The sequence below is a fragment of the Bradyrhizobium sp. ORS 86 genome, from assembly GCF_045571475.1.
Classification (GTDB): Bacteria; Pseudomonadota; Alphaproteobacteria; order Rhizobiales; family Xanthobacteraceae; genus Bradyrhizobium.
Genome location: NZ_CP120699.1, coordinates 7539713 through 7554242, shown reverse-complemented (window position 1 = coordinate 7554242; position 14530 = coordinate 7539713). Strand labels below are relative to the sequence as shown.

The window sequence follows — 14530 nt, the reverse complement described above, 5'->3', positions numbered from 1 at the left end:
TCGTCATTCGCGGCCCTGCGTGCCGAGCAGGCCGTGCGGTCGCAACACGAGCACGAGCGTCATCGCCGCGAACAGCATGACGTAGGCATAACCGGGGTTGAACATCGAGGTGATGCTGATGATCTCGCCGGCGATCAGGCCGCCGAGGATCGCGCCGGGAAACGAGCCGACACCGCCGATCACCACCACCACGAAGGTTTCCACCAGGATGTCGTCGCCGACGCCGGGCGTGAGCGAGACCACCGGCGCATTGATGATGCCGGCAAAGCCCGCGGCCATCGCGCCGATGCCGAACACGATCATGAAGACGCGATAGACGTTGATGCCGAGCGAATCGACCATCACCGAATCCTCGATGCCGGCGCGCACGATCATCCCGAGTCGGGTGCGGTAGAGGACCAGGAACAGCCCGCCGAGCGCCACCGCGACGATGCCGACGACGGCGAGGCGATAGGTCGGATAGAACAGGAAGCCGAGCGAGGTGATGCCCTGCAGCGCCGCCGGCGGCGGCACGACCTGCGACTGGCTGGTGAAGATCAGCCGCACGATCTCGACGAAGCAGATGCCGAGGCCGAACGTGACCAAAAGCTGGTCTTCATGCGGACGGTGATAGAAGTGGCGGATGATGACGCGCTCCATCACCACGCCGAGCAGCATCACGAACAGCGATCCCGCAACGACCGCGAGGACGAACGAGCCGGTGTAGGTGTAGGCCACGTACCCGGCGTAGCCGCCGATCATGAACATCGCGCCGTGCGCGAGGTTGAGCACCCCGAGGGTGCCGTAGATGATGGTCAGTCCGGAGCTGATCAGCGCCAGCAGCGCGCCGAGCGCGAGGCCGTTGAACAGTTGCGAGACGAAATTCGGCCAATTGATCATGGCGACACTTCACATGGCCTGCTCGACGAATGTGTGCCGTCGCAAGCATTCCGACACAAAACGGCGCCGCGGGCGAGTAACTCCGCCCACGGCGCCCTGGTTCCCAAGCTCAATCAGGTGTAGTCGCCGAGATGGCAGCCGAATGCGTCCGGCTTCTGCATCAACTCGTCGCCGGGGACGATCTCGATGACCTCGTAGTAGTCCTCCTTGTTCTTCATTTCCTTTTCCATCTTGCCCCGGACGATGATGACCGGGCGGACGCACTGATGATCTTCCGGGCGATAATGGACGTCGCCGACCAGCGACGGGAGGGTCTCGCCCTTCTCATAGGCCTTGATCACGTCGGGCGGATAGAAGCTGCCGGCCTCCTCGACCATGCGGGCCCAGTGCGCGAAGCTGATATAAGCGTTCTCCGCGCCCCATTCCGGCTTGTAGCCGTACTTCTTGTCGAAGGCGTCGTTGAACATCTTGGCCAGCGGATACTTGTCCTCGATCGTCCACCAGTAATCGGTCGCGGCATAGACGCCCTGCATCAGGCCGCCGGTCTCGCGGGCGATGAACGGCACCTGGTAGGGCACCACGAGCTTCATCTTGTCGAGCACGCCGAACTGCTTGGCCTGCTGCGTCGACAGCACGGCGTCATGGCCCCAGTTGACGTTGATCAGCACGTCCGCGCCGGAGTTCGCAACGTTGAGCAGATATGACGAGTAGTCGGGCGCGCCGAGCGGCGACACCTGGTTGGTGGTGGTGGTCCAGCCCGCCGCGGCGAGGTGGTCCTGCATCGACTTGGTGACGGTGTGGCCGTAGGTATAGTCCGGCGTCAGGTAGGCGGCCTTCTTGTTCTTGCCGAACTGTTTGATCAGCACCGGTGCGATCGCGGCCGCGGCGGTCTGACCGAAGAAATTCTGACGGAATCCGTAGCGTACGCAGTCCTTGCCGGTGGTGTCGTTCGAGCCGGATATGCCGCAGACGAAGATCACCTTCTCGCGCTGCGCCAGCTTATTGAGCGCCACCGCGACCGCGCTGGAGGTGCCGCCGGTGATCATCACCGCCTTGTTCTCGGTGATGAAGCGCTGCTGCGCCTGCACGGCTTCGTTCGGCTTCGCCGCGGAATCGGCCACGCCGAACTTCAATTCCTTGCCGAGCACGCCCTTGGTGGTCTTCGGCGAGATCTTCTTGATCAGCTCGTGCCCGCTGTTGATGTGCTCGATCGCGAGCTGATAGCCCTTGAGCTCGTCCTCGCCCTGAACCGCGTAGGTGCCGGTGCGCGGCACCGAGATTCCGATGAAGACCGAAGAACCGGATGAGCCGGCGGGATAGGTCCCGATCGCCGGGTGATCCTCGGCCAATGCCGGTGCGCTAAGCGAAGCCGGAAGCACCGTGCCACCGATCAAGCCCGCGCCAGCTTGCAGCAGGGTACGACGCGACACGTTCAGTCCTCTGCCCGGCCGAAACTCCTTGGTGCTCATCGTTCAATATCCTCCAAACACATGATTATTGGCGCGCATAATCACCCCTCGCCGGATCAGGTGACCCGCCGCGAGATGCGCCGGCTGCGCTTGCGCAGCCCATTTAGCGTAGCATTGTCCTCCAGCATATTTAGTCAATGTCACTTTCGTCGAACTATGTCGGCCCACGACATATCGAGCATTTACCGATCAGCGTCCGGTCCTGTAATGAGGAGACATGATCGAAGAAACGTCGGATCGGAGGGAAGGCCCAGGCGGCGGTGCCGCACACCCGAGCACCGCGTCGGAGCCGTGCGCCTTGAGCGTCCGCGCGCTCAACGTGCTGAAGGAATTGGCGGTCGAACTCACCGGCGAGGTGCCGCCGAAAGCGGGTTGGGAGCCGCCGGACGATCTGCTCCGCGAACTGACGGCCCGCCATCTTGCGACCGCGCGCAATTGCGGGCCGCAAACGACGCGCGAAATCGTCGATTGGGCTGAGGCGCGCGGCATCTCGATTCCGTTGCCGCATCACGCCGGCAAATCGCTGTCGGAGGTGTGGGGCGACCTGATCGAGCGGGCGTCGGCTGGACGTCTGACCCGGAGCGAGATCACCGAGGCGCTGGAGAAATCGATCCGCCGCAGGAGCCCGCGCATTCCGGTCGCCTTCCAGATCGTGCTGCTGAAGATCCTGAGCTCGAGTTACGATCAGTGGCCATCGCCTTGATGGCGCGGGCCTCCGGCTAAGTCGTTGAAAAATGTAAGGTGCGACAGCGCGCGCGATGGTTTGTTCCGCCTCGGCTTGCTAGCGTCATCCCGTTACCGCCATCGGGGCGGTCCGAGCCTGCACAGGGATGACGACTGAATGCCTCCAACAAAGCAGCGACGCGCGCCATCGGACACCACGAAGCGCGGTGTGGCAGCCGGAACGGTCGATTACGAGGCGCTGGCGAGGTTCCGATACCGGCTGCGGTCGTTTCTGGCGTTCAGCGAGAATGCGGCGCGGAAGGCCGGGCTGACGCCGCAGCAGCATCAGGCGCTGCTTGGCATCAAGGGCTTTGTCCATCCCGGCCCCGCGACCGTCGGCGATATCGCGCGGTTCCTGCTGATTCGGCACCACTCCGCCGTCGAGCTGATGAATCGCATGGTCAAGCTCGGGCTGATCAGCAGGGTTGCCGATCCCGAGGATGCCAGGCGCGTCCAACTCAAGCTGACCAAGAAAGGCGAGCAGAAGCTGCAGGCGCTCTCGAAGAAGAATGTCGAGGAGCTTCGGCGTGCCGCGAGCCCGGCGCTGCACCGCTTGCTGAAGTCATCGCCACCGCCCGGCGAGCCGTGAACGGCGGCGCGCTCGGCCGACCTGCGGGCGCCCGTTACGCGGTCGCGCCCTGCGCTGCGAGCTGCGCGGCCTGGTGCTCCGTCGTCAGCGCATCGATCAGTTCGCCGAGCGCCTCGCCCGAGATGACCTGCGGCAGCTTGTAGAGGGTCAGATTGATGCGGTGGTCGGTGACCCGGCCCTGCGGAAAGTTATAGGTGCGGATGCGCTCAGAGCGGTCGCCGGAGCCGACTTTCTCCTTGCGGTCGGCCGAGCGCGCGGCCTCGACACGCTGGCGCTCGGCATCATAGATGCGCGAGCGCAGGATGTTCATCGCCGAGGCCCGGTTCTTGTGCTGCGAGCGGCTGTCCTGCATCATCACCACGATGCCGGTCGGGATGTGCGTGATGCGGATCGCCGATTCGGTCTTGTTGACGTGCTGGCCGCCCGCGCCCTGCGCGCGCATGGTCTCGATCCGCAGATCCTCGTTCTTGATGTCGACGTCGACGTCCTCGACCTCGGGCAGCACGGCAACGGTGGCGGCCGAGGTGTGGATGCGGCCCTGCGTCTCGGTGTCGGGCACGCGCTGCACGCGATGCACGCCGGACTCGAATTTCAGCTTCGCGAACGCGCCGCGGCCCTGCACCTCGGCGATGATTTCCTTGTAGCCGCCGACGGTGCCTTCGCTCGCCGAGATCACCTCGACCTTCCAGCCTTGCAAGGCCGCGAAGCGCTCGTACATCCGGAACAGGTCGCCGGCGAACAGCGACGCCTCGTCGCCGCCGGTGCCGGCGCGGATTTCCAGCATCACGTTGCGGTCGTCCATGGCGTCCTTGGGCAGCAGCGCGATGCGGATCTTCTGCTCGAGCTCGCCGATGCGCGCCTGCAGCGTTTCCAGTTCGGCTTCCGCCATGCTGCGCATCTCGGGATCAACGGTGGCGTCCGCCAGCAGCGCCTCGGCGCCGGCAAGCTCGGTGCGCGCATTGCGATAGGCCTTCACCGCATCGATCAGCGGATTGAGCTCGGACAATTCGCGCGTGATCGCAACGTAGCGATCCGAGTTCACCTGGCCCAGCAACGCGGCCTCGAGCGAGGCGTGGTGGGCGATCAGGATGTCGAGTTTGGCTTCGGGTAGCATGGGCGGTTCTCGGAAATTGCTGACGACGGGAGCTGGGCGCAGACGACGGCAGCGTCGCTACAAGGCCAGCCCCTCGGCTTCGGCAAACTTCGTCAGCGCCTCGCGGATCGATACGCTGCCGGACGGCGCATCGAGCAGCGGATTGATCATCGCCTCGGCCTTTTGGGCGTCGAGGTCGAGGATCATCGCCTTCACCGGGCCGTGCGCGGTCGCCGACAACGACAGCGAGCGGTAGCCGAGCGCGATCAGCGCCAGTGCGCCGATCGGCTTCGAGGCCATCTCGCCGCACAGCGAGGCGGCTTTCTTCGCGGCCCTGGCCTTGCGCACGATGTCGCGCAGTGCGCGCAGGATCGGTGCCGACAGGATGTCGAAGCGCTCCGAAACCTTGGCATTGCCGCGGTCGACCGCGAACAGGAACTGGAACAGGTCGTTCGATCCGACCGAGACGAAATCGACCCGCTTCAGCAGCTCGTCGAGCTGATAGAGCAGGGCCGGCACCTCCACCATGGTGCCGACATCGATGCGCTCGGGCAACGAGTGGCCGTGCTGGCGCAGATAGGTCAGCTCGCGCTCGACGATCGCCTTGGCCTGGTCGAACTCGGCGACGTCGGAGATCATCGGGAACATGATCTTCAGCGCACGGCCGCCGCCGGCGCGCAGCAGCGCGCGGATCTGGCCGCGCAGCAGGCCCGGTCGGTCGAGGCCGAGCCGGATCGCGCGCCAGCCGAGCGCTGGATTTTCCTCGATCACCGTCTCCATGTAGGGCAGCGCCTTGTCGCCGCCGATGTCGAGCGTGCGGAAGGTGACGGGCTTCGCGCCCGCAGCGTCGAGCACGGTGCGGTAAAGCGCGAGCTGGTCGGTCGAGCGCGGCAGGGTCGGGCTCACCATGAACTGCAACTCGGTGCGGAACAGCCCGATGCCGGCGCTGCCGGTGTCGTCGATATGCGGCAGGTCGATGGTCAGGCCGGCATTGATCAGCAGCTCGATCCTCTGGCCGTCCCTGGTCACGCAGGGCTTGTCGCGCAGTGCCGAATATTGCGCCTGCCGCCGCGCGCGGAAACGCACGCGTTCGGCGTAAGCGGATTCGATCTCGGTCGAAGGGCGGACATAGATCTCGCCCGAGATGCCGTCGACGATGATGGCGTCGCCCGGATCGGCGATGCCGGGTGCGTTCGGCACCTCGCCGACCGCGGGGATGCCGAGCGCGCGCGCCACGATCGAGACATGGGAATTCGCGGTGCCCTCCTCGAGCACGAGGCCGCGCAGCCGCTTGCGGTCATAATCAAGCAGCGCCGCGGGGCCCATCGCGCGCGCGATCAGGATGGCATTATCGGGGAGCTGCTCGCGCGACGGCGCGTGATCCTGCCCGACCAATTGCCGCATCAGGCGGTGGCCGAGATCCTCGAGGTCGTGCAGGCGGTCGCGCAAATAGGGATCGGTCGAGCGCAGCATGCGCGCGCGGGTATCCGACTGGACGCGCTCGACGGCGGCCTCCGCGGTCAGGCCGGTGGCCACCGCTTCATGCAGCTTGTGCGACCAGCCCTGGTCGTTGGCGAACATGCGGTAGGCTTCCAGCACCTCGCGATGCTCGCCGCCCTCGGCGACGTCGCCGCGCTCCAGCAAGTGGTCGAGATCGGTGCGCAGCTTGGCCAGCGCCGCGTCGAGCCGCTTGATCTCCTTCGGCAGGTCCTCGGCAATGTAATTGGTGATGACGACGCGCGGCTCGTGCAGCACCACATGGCCGAGCGCGATGCCGTCGGACAGCACCGCGCCGGTCTTGTGGAGCGAGTGCCGCGCCGCCGGTTCCAGGCCGGGCTGCGCGAGCGAGGCGAGCTCGCCGGAGGCGATCATCTCCGCCAGCACCATGGCGGTGGTCTGCAGCGCCTCGACCTCTTCCTCGACATAGGTGCGCTTGGCGCGGTTCTGCACCACCAGCACGCCGAGCGTGTTGCCGGCGCGCAGGATCGGCACGCCGAGGAACGAGTGGTAGATCTCTTCGCCGGTCTCCGGGCGGTAGGAGAAGGCCGGGTGGCTCTGCGCGTCGGAGAGGTTCAGCGGCGTCGCTTCGCTGGCGACGAGACCGACGAGGCCCTCGTGGGCGCTCAGCACGGTGCGGTGCACGGCGTCGCGATTCAGACCTTCGGTGGCATAGAGCTCGAGCGTGTTATCGACGCGCAGCACATAGCAGGAGCAGACCTCGGCCACCATGTTGGCCGCGATCAGCACCACGATCTTGTCGAGGCGTTCCTGGGCGGAGACTTGCTCCGCCATGGTTTCGCGGAGCCGTCTCAACAGGACGCGGGGACCTCCCGACGCGCTCCGCATATGCTTCAAGCCCTCCCCACCAAGCCAGCGAGCGGGATCGCCGGCCGCTGGCGCAAAATTCGTCAAAACCAACAATTTTAGTTATTCGGCGTCGCCGCAAGCGCCGGCTCCCGCCGAATCGGGATCGCCAAAACTGTGGCACAGTTTGCGGCAGCCCACCTGACTGGCCGTATAGCCAATCGAGGCTTGCTTTGCCAAGCAAAACGCCTGCCAGTAGCAAATAACGTCTGCGTCAGCCCAATGCTGCGTCCGCTAAGAGAAATTCTAACTCCGGGGTGCGGCGCGGGAGGTACGGCGAGTGCCCTGTGTCGTCGTTCCGGGGCGTCACGAAGCGGCGAACCCGGAACCTCGGGATTCCGGATTCGATGCTATCGCGTCGTCCCGGAATGACGCCGGAAAGAGTCCGCCTGTCGCCTGGTGCGCCGGTCGCGCTTACGCCTGATCGAGCCCGTACAGCGTGTGCAGGGTGCGCACCGCGAGTTCGGTGTAGGCGGCGTCGATCAGCACCGAGAACTTGATCTCGGATGTGGTGATGGCGCGGATGTTGATGTTGCGATCGGCGAGCGCCTTGAAGGCCTTCGCGGCGACGCCGGCATGGCTGCGCATGCCGCTGCCGATCACCGAGACCTTGGCGACGTCGGTTTCGGCGTCGAGACGCGCGTAGCCGATCTTCGCCTTGGCGGCGGTAATGGTATCCCTGGCGCGGTTGTAGTCGACGGCCGGAACGGTGAAGGTGAGATCGGTCGTCTTGCCGTCCTCCGACACGTTCTGCACGATCATGTCGACGTTGATGTTGGCATCCGCGAGCGGCCCGAAGATCGCAGCCGCCACTCCCGGCTTGTCCTCGACCTGGCGCACGGAAATCTGGGCTTCGTCCTTCGTGAAGGCGATGCCGGTGACGACGTGCATTTCCATGATTTCCTCCTCGCTGCAGATCAGCGTGCCCGGCGGCTGGTTGGCGTAGGGGTCGATATCCTCGGGTTTGTCGAAGCTGGAGCGGACGAAGATCGGCATGTTGTGCACCATGCCGAGTTCCACCGAACGGACCTGCAATACCTTGGCGCCCTGCGAGGCCAGTTCCAGCATGTCCTCGAATGCGATCCTGTCGAGCCGGCGCGCCTTCGGCACCACTCGCGGATCGGTGGTGTAGACGCCGTCGACATCGGTGTAGATATCGCAGCGGTCGGCGCGCAGCGCGGCCGCGATCGCCACCGCCGAAGTGTCCGAGCCGCCGCGCCCCAGCGTGGTGATGCGGCCGGTCTGCTCGTTGATGCCCTGGAAGCCGGCGATCACGGCGACCTCCTTGCGCTCCTTGAAGCGGCTGATGATCTCGCTGCCATTGATATCGACGATGCGGGCCGACGCATGCGCGTCCGAGGTCTTGATCGGGATCTGCCAGCCCTGCCAGGAGCGTGCCTGGATGCCGAGGCCCTGCAGCACGATCGCAAGCAGCCCGGAGGTGACCTGTTCGCCCGAGGCGACCACTGCGTCATATTCGCGCGCATCGTGCATCGGGGAGGCGTCGCTGCACCAGGCGACCAGCTCGTTGGTCTTGCCGGACATTGCCGAGACGACGACGGCGACCTCGTGACCTGCGTCGACCTCGCGCTTCACGTGCAGCGCGACGTTGCGGATTCGATCGATGTTGGCGACGGACGTACCGCCGAATTTCATCACGAGGCGGCCCATGACGACGCGTCTATTCCTTTAAGAGGATAAGTGGGGTAACCCGCGCCCAAAACCGCAAGCGCGGGGACCGAAAGGCGCGTATACATACCGGCGCGCCCGGGGGCAAGCCGGTTCCTGGGGATGATTCGGCCGGTTGCGGGCAGCTTGTGGCGCAGGGGTGACTCGAAGGCGGATCGGATGGGACGTTACATCGACCAAATCCTGCAGCCGGGCGAAAAGGTGCTGTATTCGACCAATGCGCACTGGATATTCTATTGGCCGGCCATCATCGCCTGGATCGTGGCGCTCGTGCTTGCGATCCTGTCGCGCATGACAACCGTGGACGCTCTGGTCATGCTGTGCCTGGCCGCGGCGGCCGTGGTCGCCGTCGCGGCGCTGTACTGGACCGCCGCGGCCTGGTTCCACCGCTGGACCACGGAAACCGACGTCACCAATTTCCGCGTCGTGCACAAAACCGGCTTCATCAAGCGCCGCACCTTCGAGATGAGCCTCGACAAGGTCGAGAGCGTCGACGTCAACCAGAGCATCCTGGGACGGATCCTCAACTACGGCGACGTGACCATCCGCGGCGTCGGCGAGGGCGTCGAGACCATCAAGACCATCGCCTCGCCGCTGGCATTCCGCAGTTCGATCACCGCGCGATAGGGGCGCGCAACCATGGCCATGCAGACAAGTCTTTCCTCATCCACCGCCAGCTCGGTCGATCCGGCCGAGGTCGCGAAATTCTCGAAGCTGTCGGACGAATGGTGGGATCCGCACGGCAAGATGGCGCCGCTGCACAAGATCAATCCGCTGCGCCTGGCCTATATCCGCGACGCGGCGTGCCGCAAGTTCGAGCGCAACGTCAAAAGCCTGAGCTGCTTGTCGGGGCTACGCTTGCTCGACATCGGCTGCGGCGCCGGGCTGTTGTGCGAGCCGTTCACGCGGCTCGGCGCGCAGGTGATCGGCATCGATCCCTCCGCCACCAACATATCAGCGGCGAAGCTGCATGCCGACAAGGGACATCTGTCGATCGATTACCGCTGCACCACCGTGGAGGAGATGGACCCGCGCGAGCGTTTCGACATCGTGCTGGCGATGGAGGTGGTCGAGCACGTCACCGATGTCGGCGCCTTCCTGAAGCGTTGCACCGCGATGCTGAAGCCCGGCGGGCTGATGGTGGTCTCGACGCTGAACCGCAACTGGAAGAGCTTCGCGCTCGCGATCGTCGGCGCCGAATACGTGCTGCGCTGGCTGCCGCGCGGCACCCACGATTGGAGCAAGTTCGTCACCCCCGCCGAGCTCGAGCGCTATCTCGGCGACAACGGCCTCACCGTCACCGAGCAGGCCGGCGTGGTCTATAATCCGCTCGCTGACAAATGGAGCATCTCGTCCGACATGGACGTGAACTACATGGTGGTGGCGGAGGAGGTGTGAGGCTGGCTCTCCAGCCTAGGCCGCACGACCGGTGTCGTCCCTGCGAAAGCAGGGATCCCTAGCCACCGGCTCGACTGGTCGGACGAAGTCAGCGGTGCCATCACTCGCGACCTCGTTTTGAAGCTGACGATCGTATAGATCGCGTCCGCCCATCGCACCCCAAACCGCACCCTGTGGTTATGGGCCCCTGCTTCCGCAGGGGCGACGCGGAGTTTGTGGCGCGACTGGTGGAGATGTGAGACGGTGTTGCCATTCGGCAGGTGTCGTCCCTGCGAAAGCAGGGACCCATAGCCACCGGCCCAACTGATCGGACGAGGTCAGCGTTCCCATCAGTCGCGACGTCGTTTTGACGCTGACGATCATGCAGAGCGCGTTCGCCCATCGCACCCCAAACTGCACCCTGTGGTTATGGGCCCCTGCTTCCGCAGGGGCGACATCGAGCTTGTGGCGCGACCGGTGGAGATGTGAGACGGTGTTGCCATTCCGCCGGTGTCGTCCCTGCGAAAGCAGGGACCGATAGCCACCGGCCCAACTGGTCGGACGAGGTCAGTGTTCCCATCAGTCGCGACCTCGTTTTGAAACAGACGATCATGCAGAGCGCGTCCGTCCATCGTGGCCCCAAACCGCTCCCTGTGGTTATGGCCCCCTGCTTCCGCAGGGGCGACGCGGAGTTTGTGGCGCGACTGGTGGAGATGTGAGACGGTACGGCCATTCGGCAGGTGTCGTCCCTGCGAAAGCAGGGACCCATAGCCACCGGCCTATATTGTTGGGCGAGGTCTGCGTTCCGAGCAATGTATTACGTCTACATCCTCGCAAGCCGGCGCTATGGCACGCTGTACATCGGCGTGACGAATTCGGTTCAGAAACGGCTTGAGCAGCACAAGGCAGGCATAGGCTCGTCGTTCGTCAAGAGGTATGGCGTCTATCGCCTGGTGCGCGTGGAATCGTATCAGCGCGCGGAGGAGGCTATCCAGCGCGAGAAGCAGCTCAAGACATGGAAGCGCGATTGGAAGATCGAGCTGATCGAGCGCGATAATCCGGAGTGGCGGGATCTGAGTGATCTGCTTGTCTGACTGGTGGGCCTCAAACCGCTGCCTGTGGTTATGGGCCCCTGCTTCCGCAGGGACGACACCGCACTTGTGGACACTCTGCAATCCAGTCATGCACTGACTGAGTTTGACCGTACCGGCGCTAATCGGCACGCTGCGTGCATAGTCCCGCCCGGTACGAATTTCCTTCGCGCATGTTCACGATCACCTCGCTGTGGATTCCCTTCACCATCGTTGCCGCGTTCGGGCAGGTGGCGCGCAATGCGATGCAGCGGCACTTGACGGGGCCGCTCGGGACCTGGGGCGCGACCAACATCCGCTTCCTGTTCGGGCTGCCGTTTTCGGTGGTGTTCTTCGCGCTCGCCGCCGTCGCAACCGGTGATCACGTGCCGTGGCCGGCGCCGTCGTTCTGGCCGTGGCTGGTGCTCGGCGCGCTGAGCCAGATCGTCGGCACCGGCTTCATGCTGCTGGCGATGAACGACCGCTCCTTCGTGGTGACCACGGCCTACATGAAGACCGAGGCGATCCAGACTGCGATCTTCGGCTTCATCTTCCTCGGTGACCATCTGACGGCGGCGAAGGTGATCGCGATCGTGATCGCGACCATCGGCGTCGTCATCACCGCGCTGCGGCCCGGCGGCCAGAAGAGCTTTGCCAATCTGCGCCCGACCGTGCTCGGCCTCGGCGCGGCGGCCGTGTTTGCGATCTCGGCGGTGAGCTTCCGCGGCGCGATCATCACGGTGTCAGGCGTCTCCTTCGTGACGGCGGCGTCATACACGTTGATGTGGAGCCTGTTCGTCCAGACGCTGATCCTGTCGGTCTATTTGCTGCTGCGTGCGCCGGAGGTGCTTAGGAAAATCCTCGGCCTGTGGCGGCCCTCGATGTTCGCGGGCTTCATGGGCGCGTTCTCCTCGCAATTCTGGTTCCTGGCCTTCGCGCTCACGGCCGCCGCCAATGTGCGCACGCTGGCCTTGATCGAGGTGCTGTTCGCGCAGGGCGTGGCGTATGTTTCGCTCAAGCAGCCGTTCTCGCTGCGCGAGCTCGCCGGCATCGTCCTGATCGTGATCGGCGTCGCGCTGTTGATTGCCGCTTAGAGCATGATGGGATTAGCTTGATCTGAAGCAGCGGCGGAGGTCACCTCTCCCCGCCGGGGAGAGGTAGACAGAAGCCGCCGCGAGTCGATTGAACCCGATCTCATCGCGCTTTAGAGGCGCGGTTCTGAAATCAACCCTTTGCCGCGATCAGCACGGCGCCGGCCGAGATCAGCGCAATGCCGATCCAGCCATAGAGCGAGGGGCGTTCGCCGAGGAAGACGACGCCGAACAGCGCCACCAGCACCACGCTCAGCTTGTCGATCGGCGCGACCAGCGTTGCGGGGCCGAGCTTGAGCGCGCGGAAATAGCACAGCCACGATGCCCCGGTGCCGAGCCCGGAGAGCAGCAGGAACAGCCAGCTCTTGCCCGAGATCGGTCCGGGATGAGTGAATTGCCCGGTCGCGAACAGGATCGCCGACAGCGTGACCAGCACGATCACGGTGCGGATCAGGGTGGCGAGATCGGAGTTGATGCCCTCGACGCCGACCTTGGCGAAGATCGCGGTCAGCGCGGCGAACACCGCCGAGAGGAACGCCCAGACCTGCCAGGTTGATGTCAATTCCTGTCTTCCGGCAGCGTCGGCAGCGGCGAGACCTCGACGCCCTCGTCGATCAGCGCGCGCGCCTCCTCGGGCGACGCCTCGCCATAGATCGGCCGATGCTCGATATCGCCGTAGTGCATCTTGCGCGCCTCGTTGGGGAAGCGGTCGCCGACATTGTCGGCATTGTTCACGATGTGGTCGCGCAATTGCTTCAGCTTGGCGCGCAGCTCGCGCTCATGCGCCATCATCAGTGACGTCGATGTGGTGGCCGCTGTCTCCGCCGGCGCCGATGCCTCGGCAGGTGCCGGGGCGGCGGTCTCGCGGCCCTTCTTGCTGATGATCTGCGGCGCCATGATCGCGCGCTCGACCTTGGCCGAGCCGCAGGACGGGCAGTTGATCAGGTGCCGCCGCTCCTGCGATTCATACGCTGACGAACTCTGAAACCAGCTTTCGAACTCGTGGCCACGCTCGCAGCGCAGGGTGTAGCGGATCATGCCGAGCCCCGGACGAGGTGCAGATGCTCCGGACCGGCCTTGGGGTCGGCGATGCCGAAGCGCCGGCCGTGCTGCAACGACGGAATGTTCTTGCGTGCCGTCTCCACCTTGGCCGGATCGATGGTGGCGAGGAATACGCCGGGCTCGACGCCGCCCTCGGCGAGAATCTCGCCCCAGGGATCGATGATCAACGAATGCCCGAAGGTCTCGCGCTTGTTCTCGTGCAGGCCGGCCTGGGCGGCTGCGAACACGAAGCAGCCGGTCTCGATGGCGCGTGCGCGCAGCAGCGTATGCCAGTGCGCTTCGCCGGTCTTGCGGGTGAAGGCCGAGGGCACGGTGAGGAACGAGGCGCCGGCTTCGGCCAGCGCGCGGTACAGCGCCGGGAAGCGCACGTCGTAGCAGATCGTCAGTCCGATCCGGCCCCAGGGCAGGTCCGAGATCACCGCGGTCTCGCCCGGCTGGTAGTTGGCCGATTCGCGATAGCTCTCGCCGCCGGGCAGATCGATATCGAACATATGGATCTTGTCGTAGCTCGCGAGCACATTGCCCTCGGGCCCGATCAGGAACGAGCGGTTCACCGCCTTCTCGGGCGAGTAGCGCAACGCCAGCGAACCGATATGCAGATGGATCTTCAGCTCGGCGGCGAGCGCGCGATAGGCCTGCAGCGACTTGTCGTCTTCTTCGCTCGCCAAATGCTCGAACAGCGCCTTGCGGTTGAGCTGCATCATGTTGCTGACTTCGGGCGTCAGCACATAGTCGGCGCCCTGCGCCGCGGCCTCGCGAATCAGCCGGGTGCCCTGCTCGAGGCTGGGCTCGGGCAACAGGCCGGTGCGCATCTGCACCATCGCAGCGGTGAAAATGTTGTCCGTGCTCATCAGGCGCCGCCTCCGTTGGCCAACAGGCCGTCGAGCTTGCCCTCGCGGTCGAGCGCATAAAGCTCGTCACAGCCGCCGACATGGGTCTTGCCGATGAAGATCTGCGGGAACGTCGAACCTGCGCCGGCGCGGCCATACATCTCGTCGCGGTAGGCCGGGTTGCTGGCGATGTTGAATTCGGTGAAGGCGGCGTTCTTGCGCGTCAAAAGCGATTTGGCCGCGGTGCAGTAACCGCAGCCCGGGCGGGTGTAGATTTCAATGGCAGCGGTCATG

The 14530-nt window shown here is 64.9% G+C and carries 15 protein-coding genes; 6 read left to right on the top strand and 9 right to left on the bottom strand.

The annotated features are described in order from the left end of the window. Positions 1 to 3: 3 nt before the first annotated feature. Positions 4 to 879, bottom strand: coding sequence for a branched-chain amino acid ABC transporter permease (locus P6U25_RS34920; RefSeq protein WP_407149270.1), 876 nt, complete (start codon positions 877 to 879; stop codon positions 4 to 6). Between the two features lie 113 nt (positions 880 to 992). After that, the gene (locus P6U25_RS34915; RefSeq protein ID WP_407149269.1) at positions 993 to 2348 is read right to left on the bottom strand and encodes a substrate-binding protein; all 1356 of its coding nucleotides are present in this window, start codon (positions 2346 to 2348) and stop codon (positions 993 to 995) included. Between the two features lie 298 nt (positions 2349 to 2646). Between P6U25_RS34915 and P6U25_RS34910 the strand changes: the two genes are divergently transcribed. Together P6U25_RS34910 and P6U25_RS34905 are read left to right on the top strand one after the other, a co-directional pair. Further along, positions 2647 to 3051: a hypothetical protein gene (locus P6U25_RS34910; RefSeq protein WP_407149268.1), complete on the top strand. Its 405-nt coding sequence runs from the start codon at positions 2647 to 2649 to the stop codon at positions 3049 to 3051. A gap of 138 nt (positions 3052 to 3189) precedes the next feature. Continuing rightward, positions 3190 to 3660 (top strand): MarR family winged helix-turn-helix transcriptional regulator, encoded by a 471-nt coding sequence (locus tag P6U25_RS34905; RefSeq protein ID WP_407149267.1) that lies wholly within the window; start codon positions 3190 to 3192, stop codon positions 3658 to 3660. Positions 3661 to 3694: 34 nt separating this feature from the next. On the opposite strand, the gene prfA is transcribed toward P6U25_RS34905, so the two are convergent. The 3 genes from prfA to P6U25_RS34890 all read right to left on the bottom strand — a co-directional run bounded on the left by prfA (position 3695) and on the right by P6U25_RS34890 (position 8788). Continuing rightward, positions 3695 to 4774, bottom strand: a complete 1080-nt coding sequence (gene prfA, locus P6U25_RS34900) for a peptide chain release factor 1 (RefSeq protein ID WP_407149266.1) — start codon at positions 4772 to 4774, stop codon at positions 3695 to 3697. Between the two features lie 57 nt (positions 4775 to 4831). Beyond that, positions 4832 to 7099: a phosphoenolpyruvate--protein phosphotransferase gene (gene ptsP / locus P6U25_RS34895; protein WP_407149265.1), complete on the bottom strand. Its 2268-nt coding sequence runs from the start codon at positions 7097 to 7099 to the stop codon at positions 4832 to 4834. Positions 7100 to 7531: 432 nt separating this feature from the next. After that, positions 7532 to 8788 carry an aspartate kinase gene (locus P6U25_RS34890; protein ID WP_407149264.1) on the bottom strand — a complete coding sequence of 419 codons (1257 nt, stop codon included), beginning with the start codon at positions 8786 to 8788 and terminating at the stop codon, positions 7532 to 7534. A gap of 177 nt (positions 8789 to 8965) precedes the next feature. Between P6U25_RS34890 and P6U25_RS34885 the strand changes: the two genes are divergently transcribed. The 4 genes from P6U25_RS34885 (at position 8966) to P6U25_RS34870 (ending at position 12347) form a co-directional block, all read left to right on the top strand. Continuing rightward, on the top strand, positions 8966 to 9433 hold the full coding sequence (locus P6U25_RS34885; RefSeq protein ID WP_407149263.1) for a PH domain-containing protein: 468 nt from the start codon (positions 8966 to 8968) through the stop codon (positions 9431 to 9433). Between the two features lie 12 nt (positions 9434 to 9445). After that, the gene (gene ubiG / locus P6U25_RS34880) at positions 9446 to 10204 is read left to right on the top strand and encodes a bifunctional 2-polyprenyl-6-hydroxyphenol methylase/3-demethylubiquinol 3-O-methyltransferase UbiG (protein WP_407149262.1); all 759 of its coding nucleotides are present in this window, start codon (positions 9446 to 9448) and stop codon (positions 10202 to 10204) included. 791 nt (positions 10205 to 10995) lie between these two features. Next, positions 10996 to 11277 (top strand): GIY-YIG nuclease family protein, encoded by a 282-nt coding sequence (locus tag P6U25_RS34875; RefSeq protein WP_407149261.1) that lies wholly within the window; start codon positions 10996 to 10998, stop codon positions 11275 to 11277. A 170-nt stretch (positions 11278 to 11447) separates the two neighbouring features. After that, complete coding sequence (locus P6U25_RS34870; RefSeq protein WP_407149260.1) at positions 11448 to 12347, top strand: EamA family transporter; 900 nt, start codon at positions 11448 to 11450, stop codon at positions 12345 to 12347. Positions 12348 to 12477: 130 nt separating this feature from the next. Here P6U25_RS34870 and P6U25_RS34865 read toward each other — a convergent pair whose 3' ends face one another. Genes P6U25_RS34865 through grxC form a run of 4 tightly spaced genes read right to left on the bottom strand, consistent with a single transcriptional unit; the run spans position 12478 to position 14529 of the window. Beyond that, entirely contained in the window at positions 12478 to 12906 is a 429-nt protein-coding gene (locus P6U25_RS34865) for an EamA family transporter (RefSeq protein ID WP_407149259.1), read from the bottom strand. Further along, positions 12903 to 13382: a DUF1178 family protein gene (locus tag P6U25_RS34860; protein ID WP_407149258.1), complete on the bottom strand. Its 480-nt coding sequence runs from the start codon at positions 13380 to 13382 to the stop codon at positions 12903 to 12905. The genes P6U25_RS34865 and P6U25_RS34860 overlap by 4 nt, the downstream gene beginning before the upstream one ends. After that, the gene (locus tag P6U25_RS34855; protein WP_407149257.1) at positions 13379 to 14257 is read right to left on the bottom strand and encodes a carbon-nitrogen hydrolase family protein; all 879 of its coding nucleotides are present in this window, start codon (positions 14255 to 14257) and stop codon (positions 13379 to 13381) included. The genes P6U25_RS34860 and P6U25_RS34855 overlap by 4 nt, the downstream gene beginning before the upstream one ends. Continuing rightward, a complete protein-coding gene (gene grxC, locus P6U25_RS34850; RefSeq protein ID WP_407149256.1) occupies positions 14257 to 14529 on the bottom strand; it encodes a glutaredoxin 3 in 273 nt (90 codons plus the stop codon). Before grxC ends, P6U25_RS34855 begins: the two co-directional genes overlap by 1 nt. Between the last annotated feature and the right edge of the window lies 1 nt (position 14530).

What these genes read in the sequence shown, in the direction of transcription:
- P6U25_RS34870 (WP_407149260.1), top strand. Translation starts at nt 11,448, where the DNA reads ATGTTCACGATCACCTCGCTGTGGATTCCCTTCACCATCGTTGCCGCG.
- P6U25_RS34920 (WP_407149270.1), bottom strand. Translation starts at nt 879, where the DNA reads ATGATCAATTGGCCGAATTTCGTCTCGCAACTGTTCAACGGCCTCGCG.
- grxC (WP_407149256.1), bottom strand. Translation starts at nt 14,529, where the DNA reads ATGACCGCTGCCATTGAAATCTACACCCGCCCGGGCTGCGGTTACTGC.
- P6U25_RS34905 (WP_407149267.1), top strand. Translation starts at nt 3,190, where the DNA reads ATGCCTCCAACAAAGCAGCGACGCGCGCCATCGGACACCACGAAGCGC.
- P6U25_RS34875 (WP_407149261.1), top strand. Translation starts at nt 10,996, where the DNA reads ATGTATTACGTCTACATCCTCGCAAGCCGGCGCTATGGCACGCTGTAC.
- P6U25_RS34885 (WP_407149263.1), top strand. Translation starts at nt 8,966, where the DNA reads ATGGGACGTTACATCGACCAAATCCTGCAGCCGGGCGAAAAGGTGCTG.
- P6U25_RS34890 (WP_407149264.1), bottom strand. Translation starts at nt 8,788, where the DNA reads ATGGGCCGCCTCGTGATGAAATTCGGCGGTACGTCCGTCGCCAACATC.
- P6U25_RS34915 (WP_407149269.1), bottom strand. Translation starts at nt 2,348, where the DNA reads ATGAGCACCAAGGAGTTTCGGCCGGGCAGAGGACTGAACGTGTCGCGT.
- prfA (WP_407149266.1), bottom strand. Translation starts at nt 4,774, where the DNA reads ATGCTACCCGAAGCCAAACTCGACATCCTGATCGCCCACCACGCCTCG.
- P6U25_RS34855 (WP_407149257.1), bottom strand. Translation starts at nt 14,257, where the DNA reads ATGAGCACGGACAACATTTTCACCGCTGCGATGGTGCAGATGCGCACC.
- ptsP (WP_407149265.1), bottom strand. Translation starts at nt 7,099, where the DNA reads ATGCGGAGCGCGTCGGGAGGTCCCCGCGTCCTGTTGAGACGGCTCCGC.
- ubiG (WP_407149262.1), top strand. Translation starts at nt 9,446, where the DNA reads ATGGCCATGCAGACAAGTCTTTCCTCATCCACCGCCAGCTCGGTCGAT.
- P6U25_RS34860 (WP_407149258.1), bottom strand. Translation starts at nt 13,382, where the DNA reads ATGATCCGCTACACCCTGCGCTGCGAGCGTGGCCACGAGTTCGAAAGC.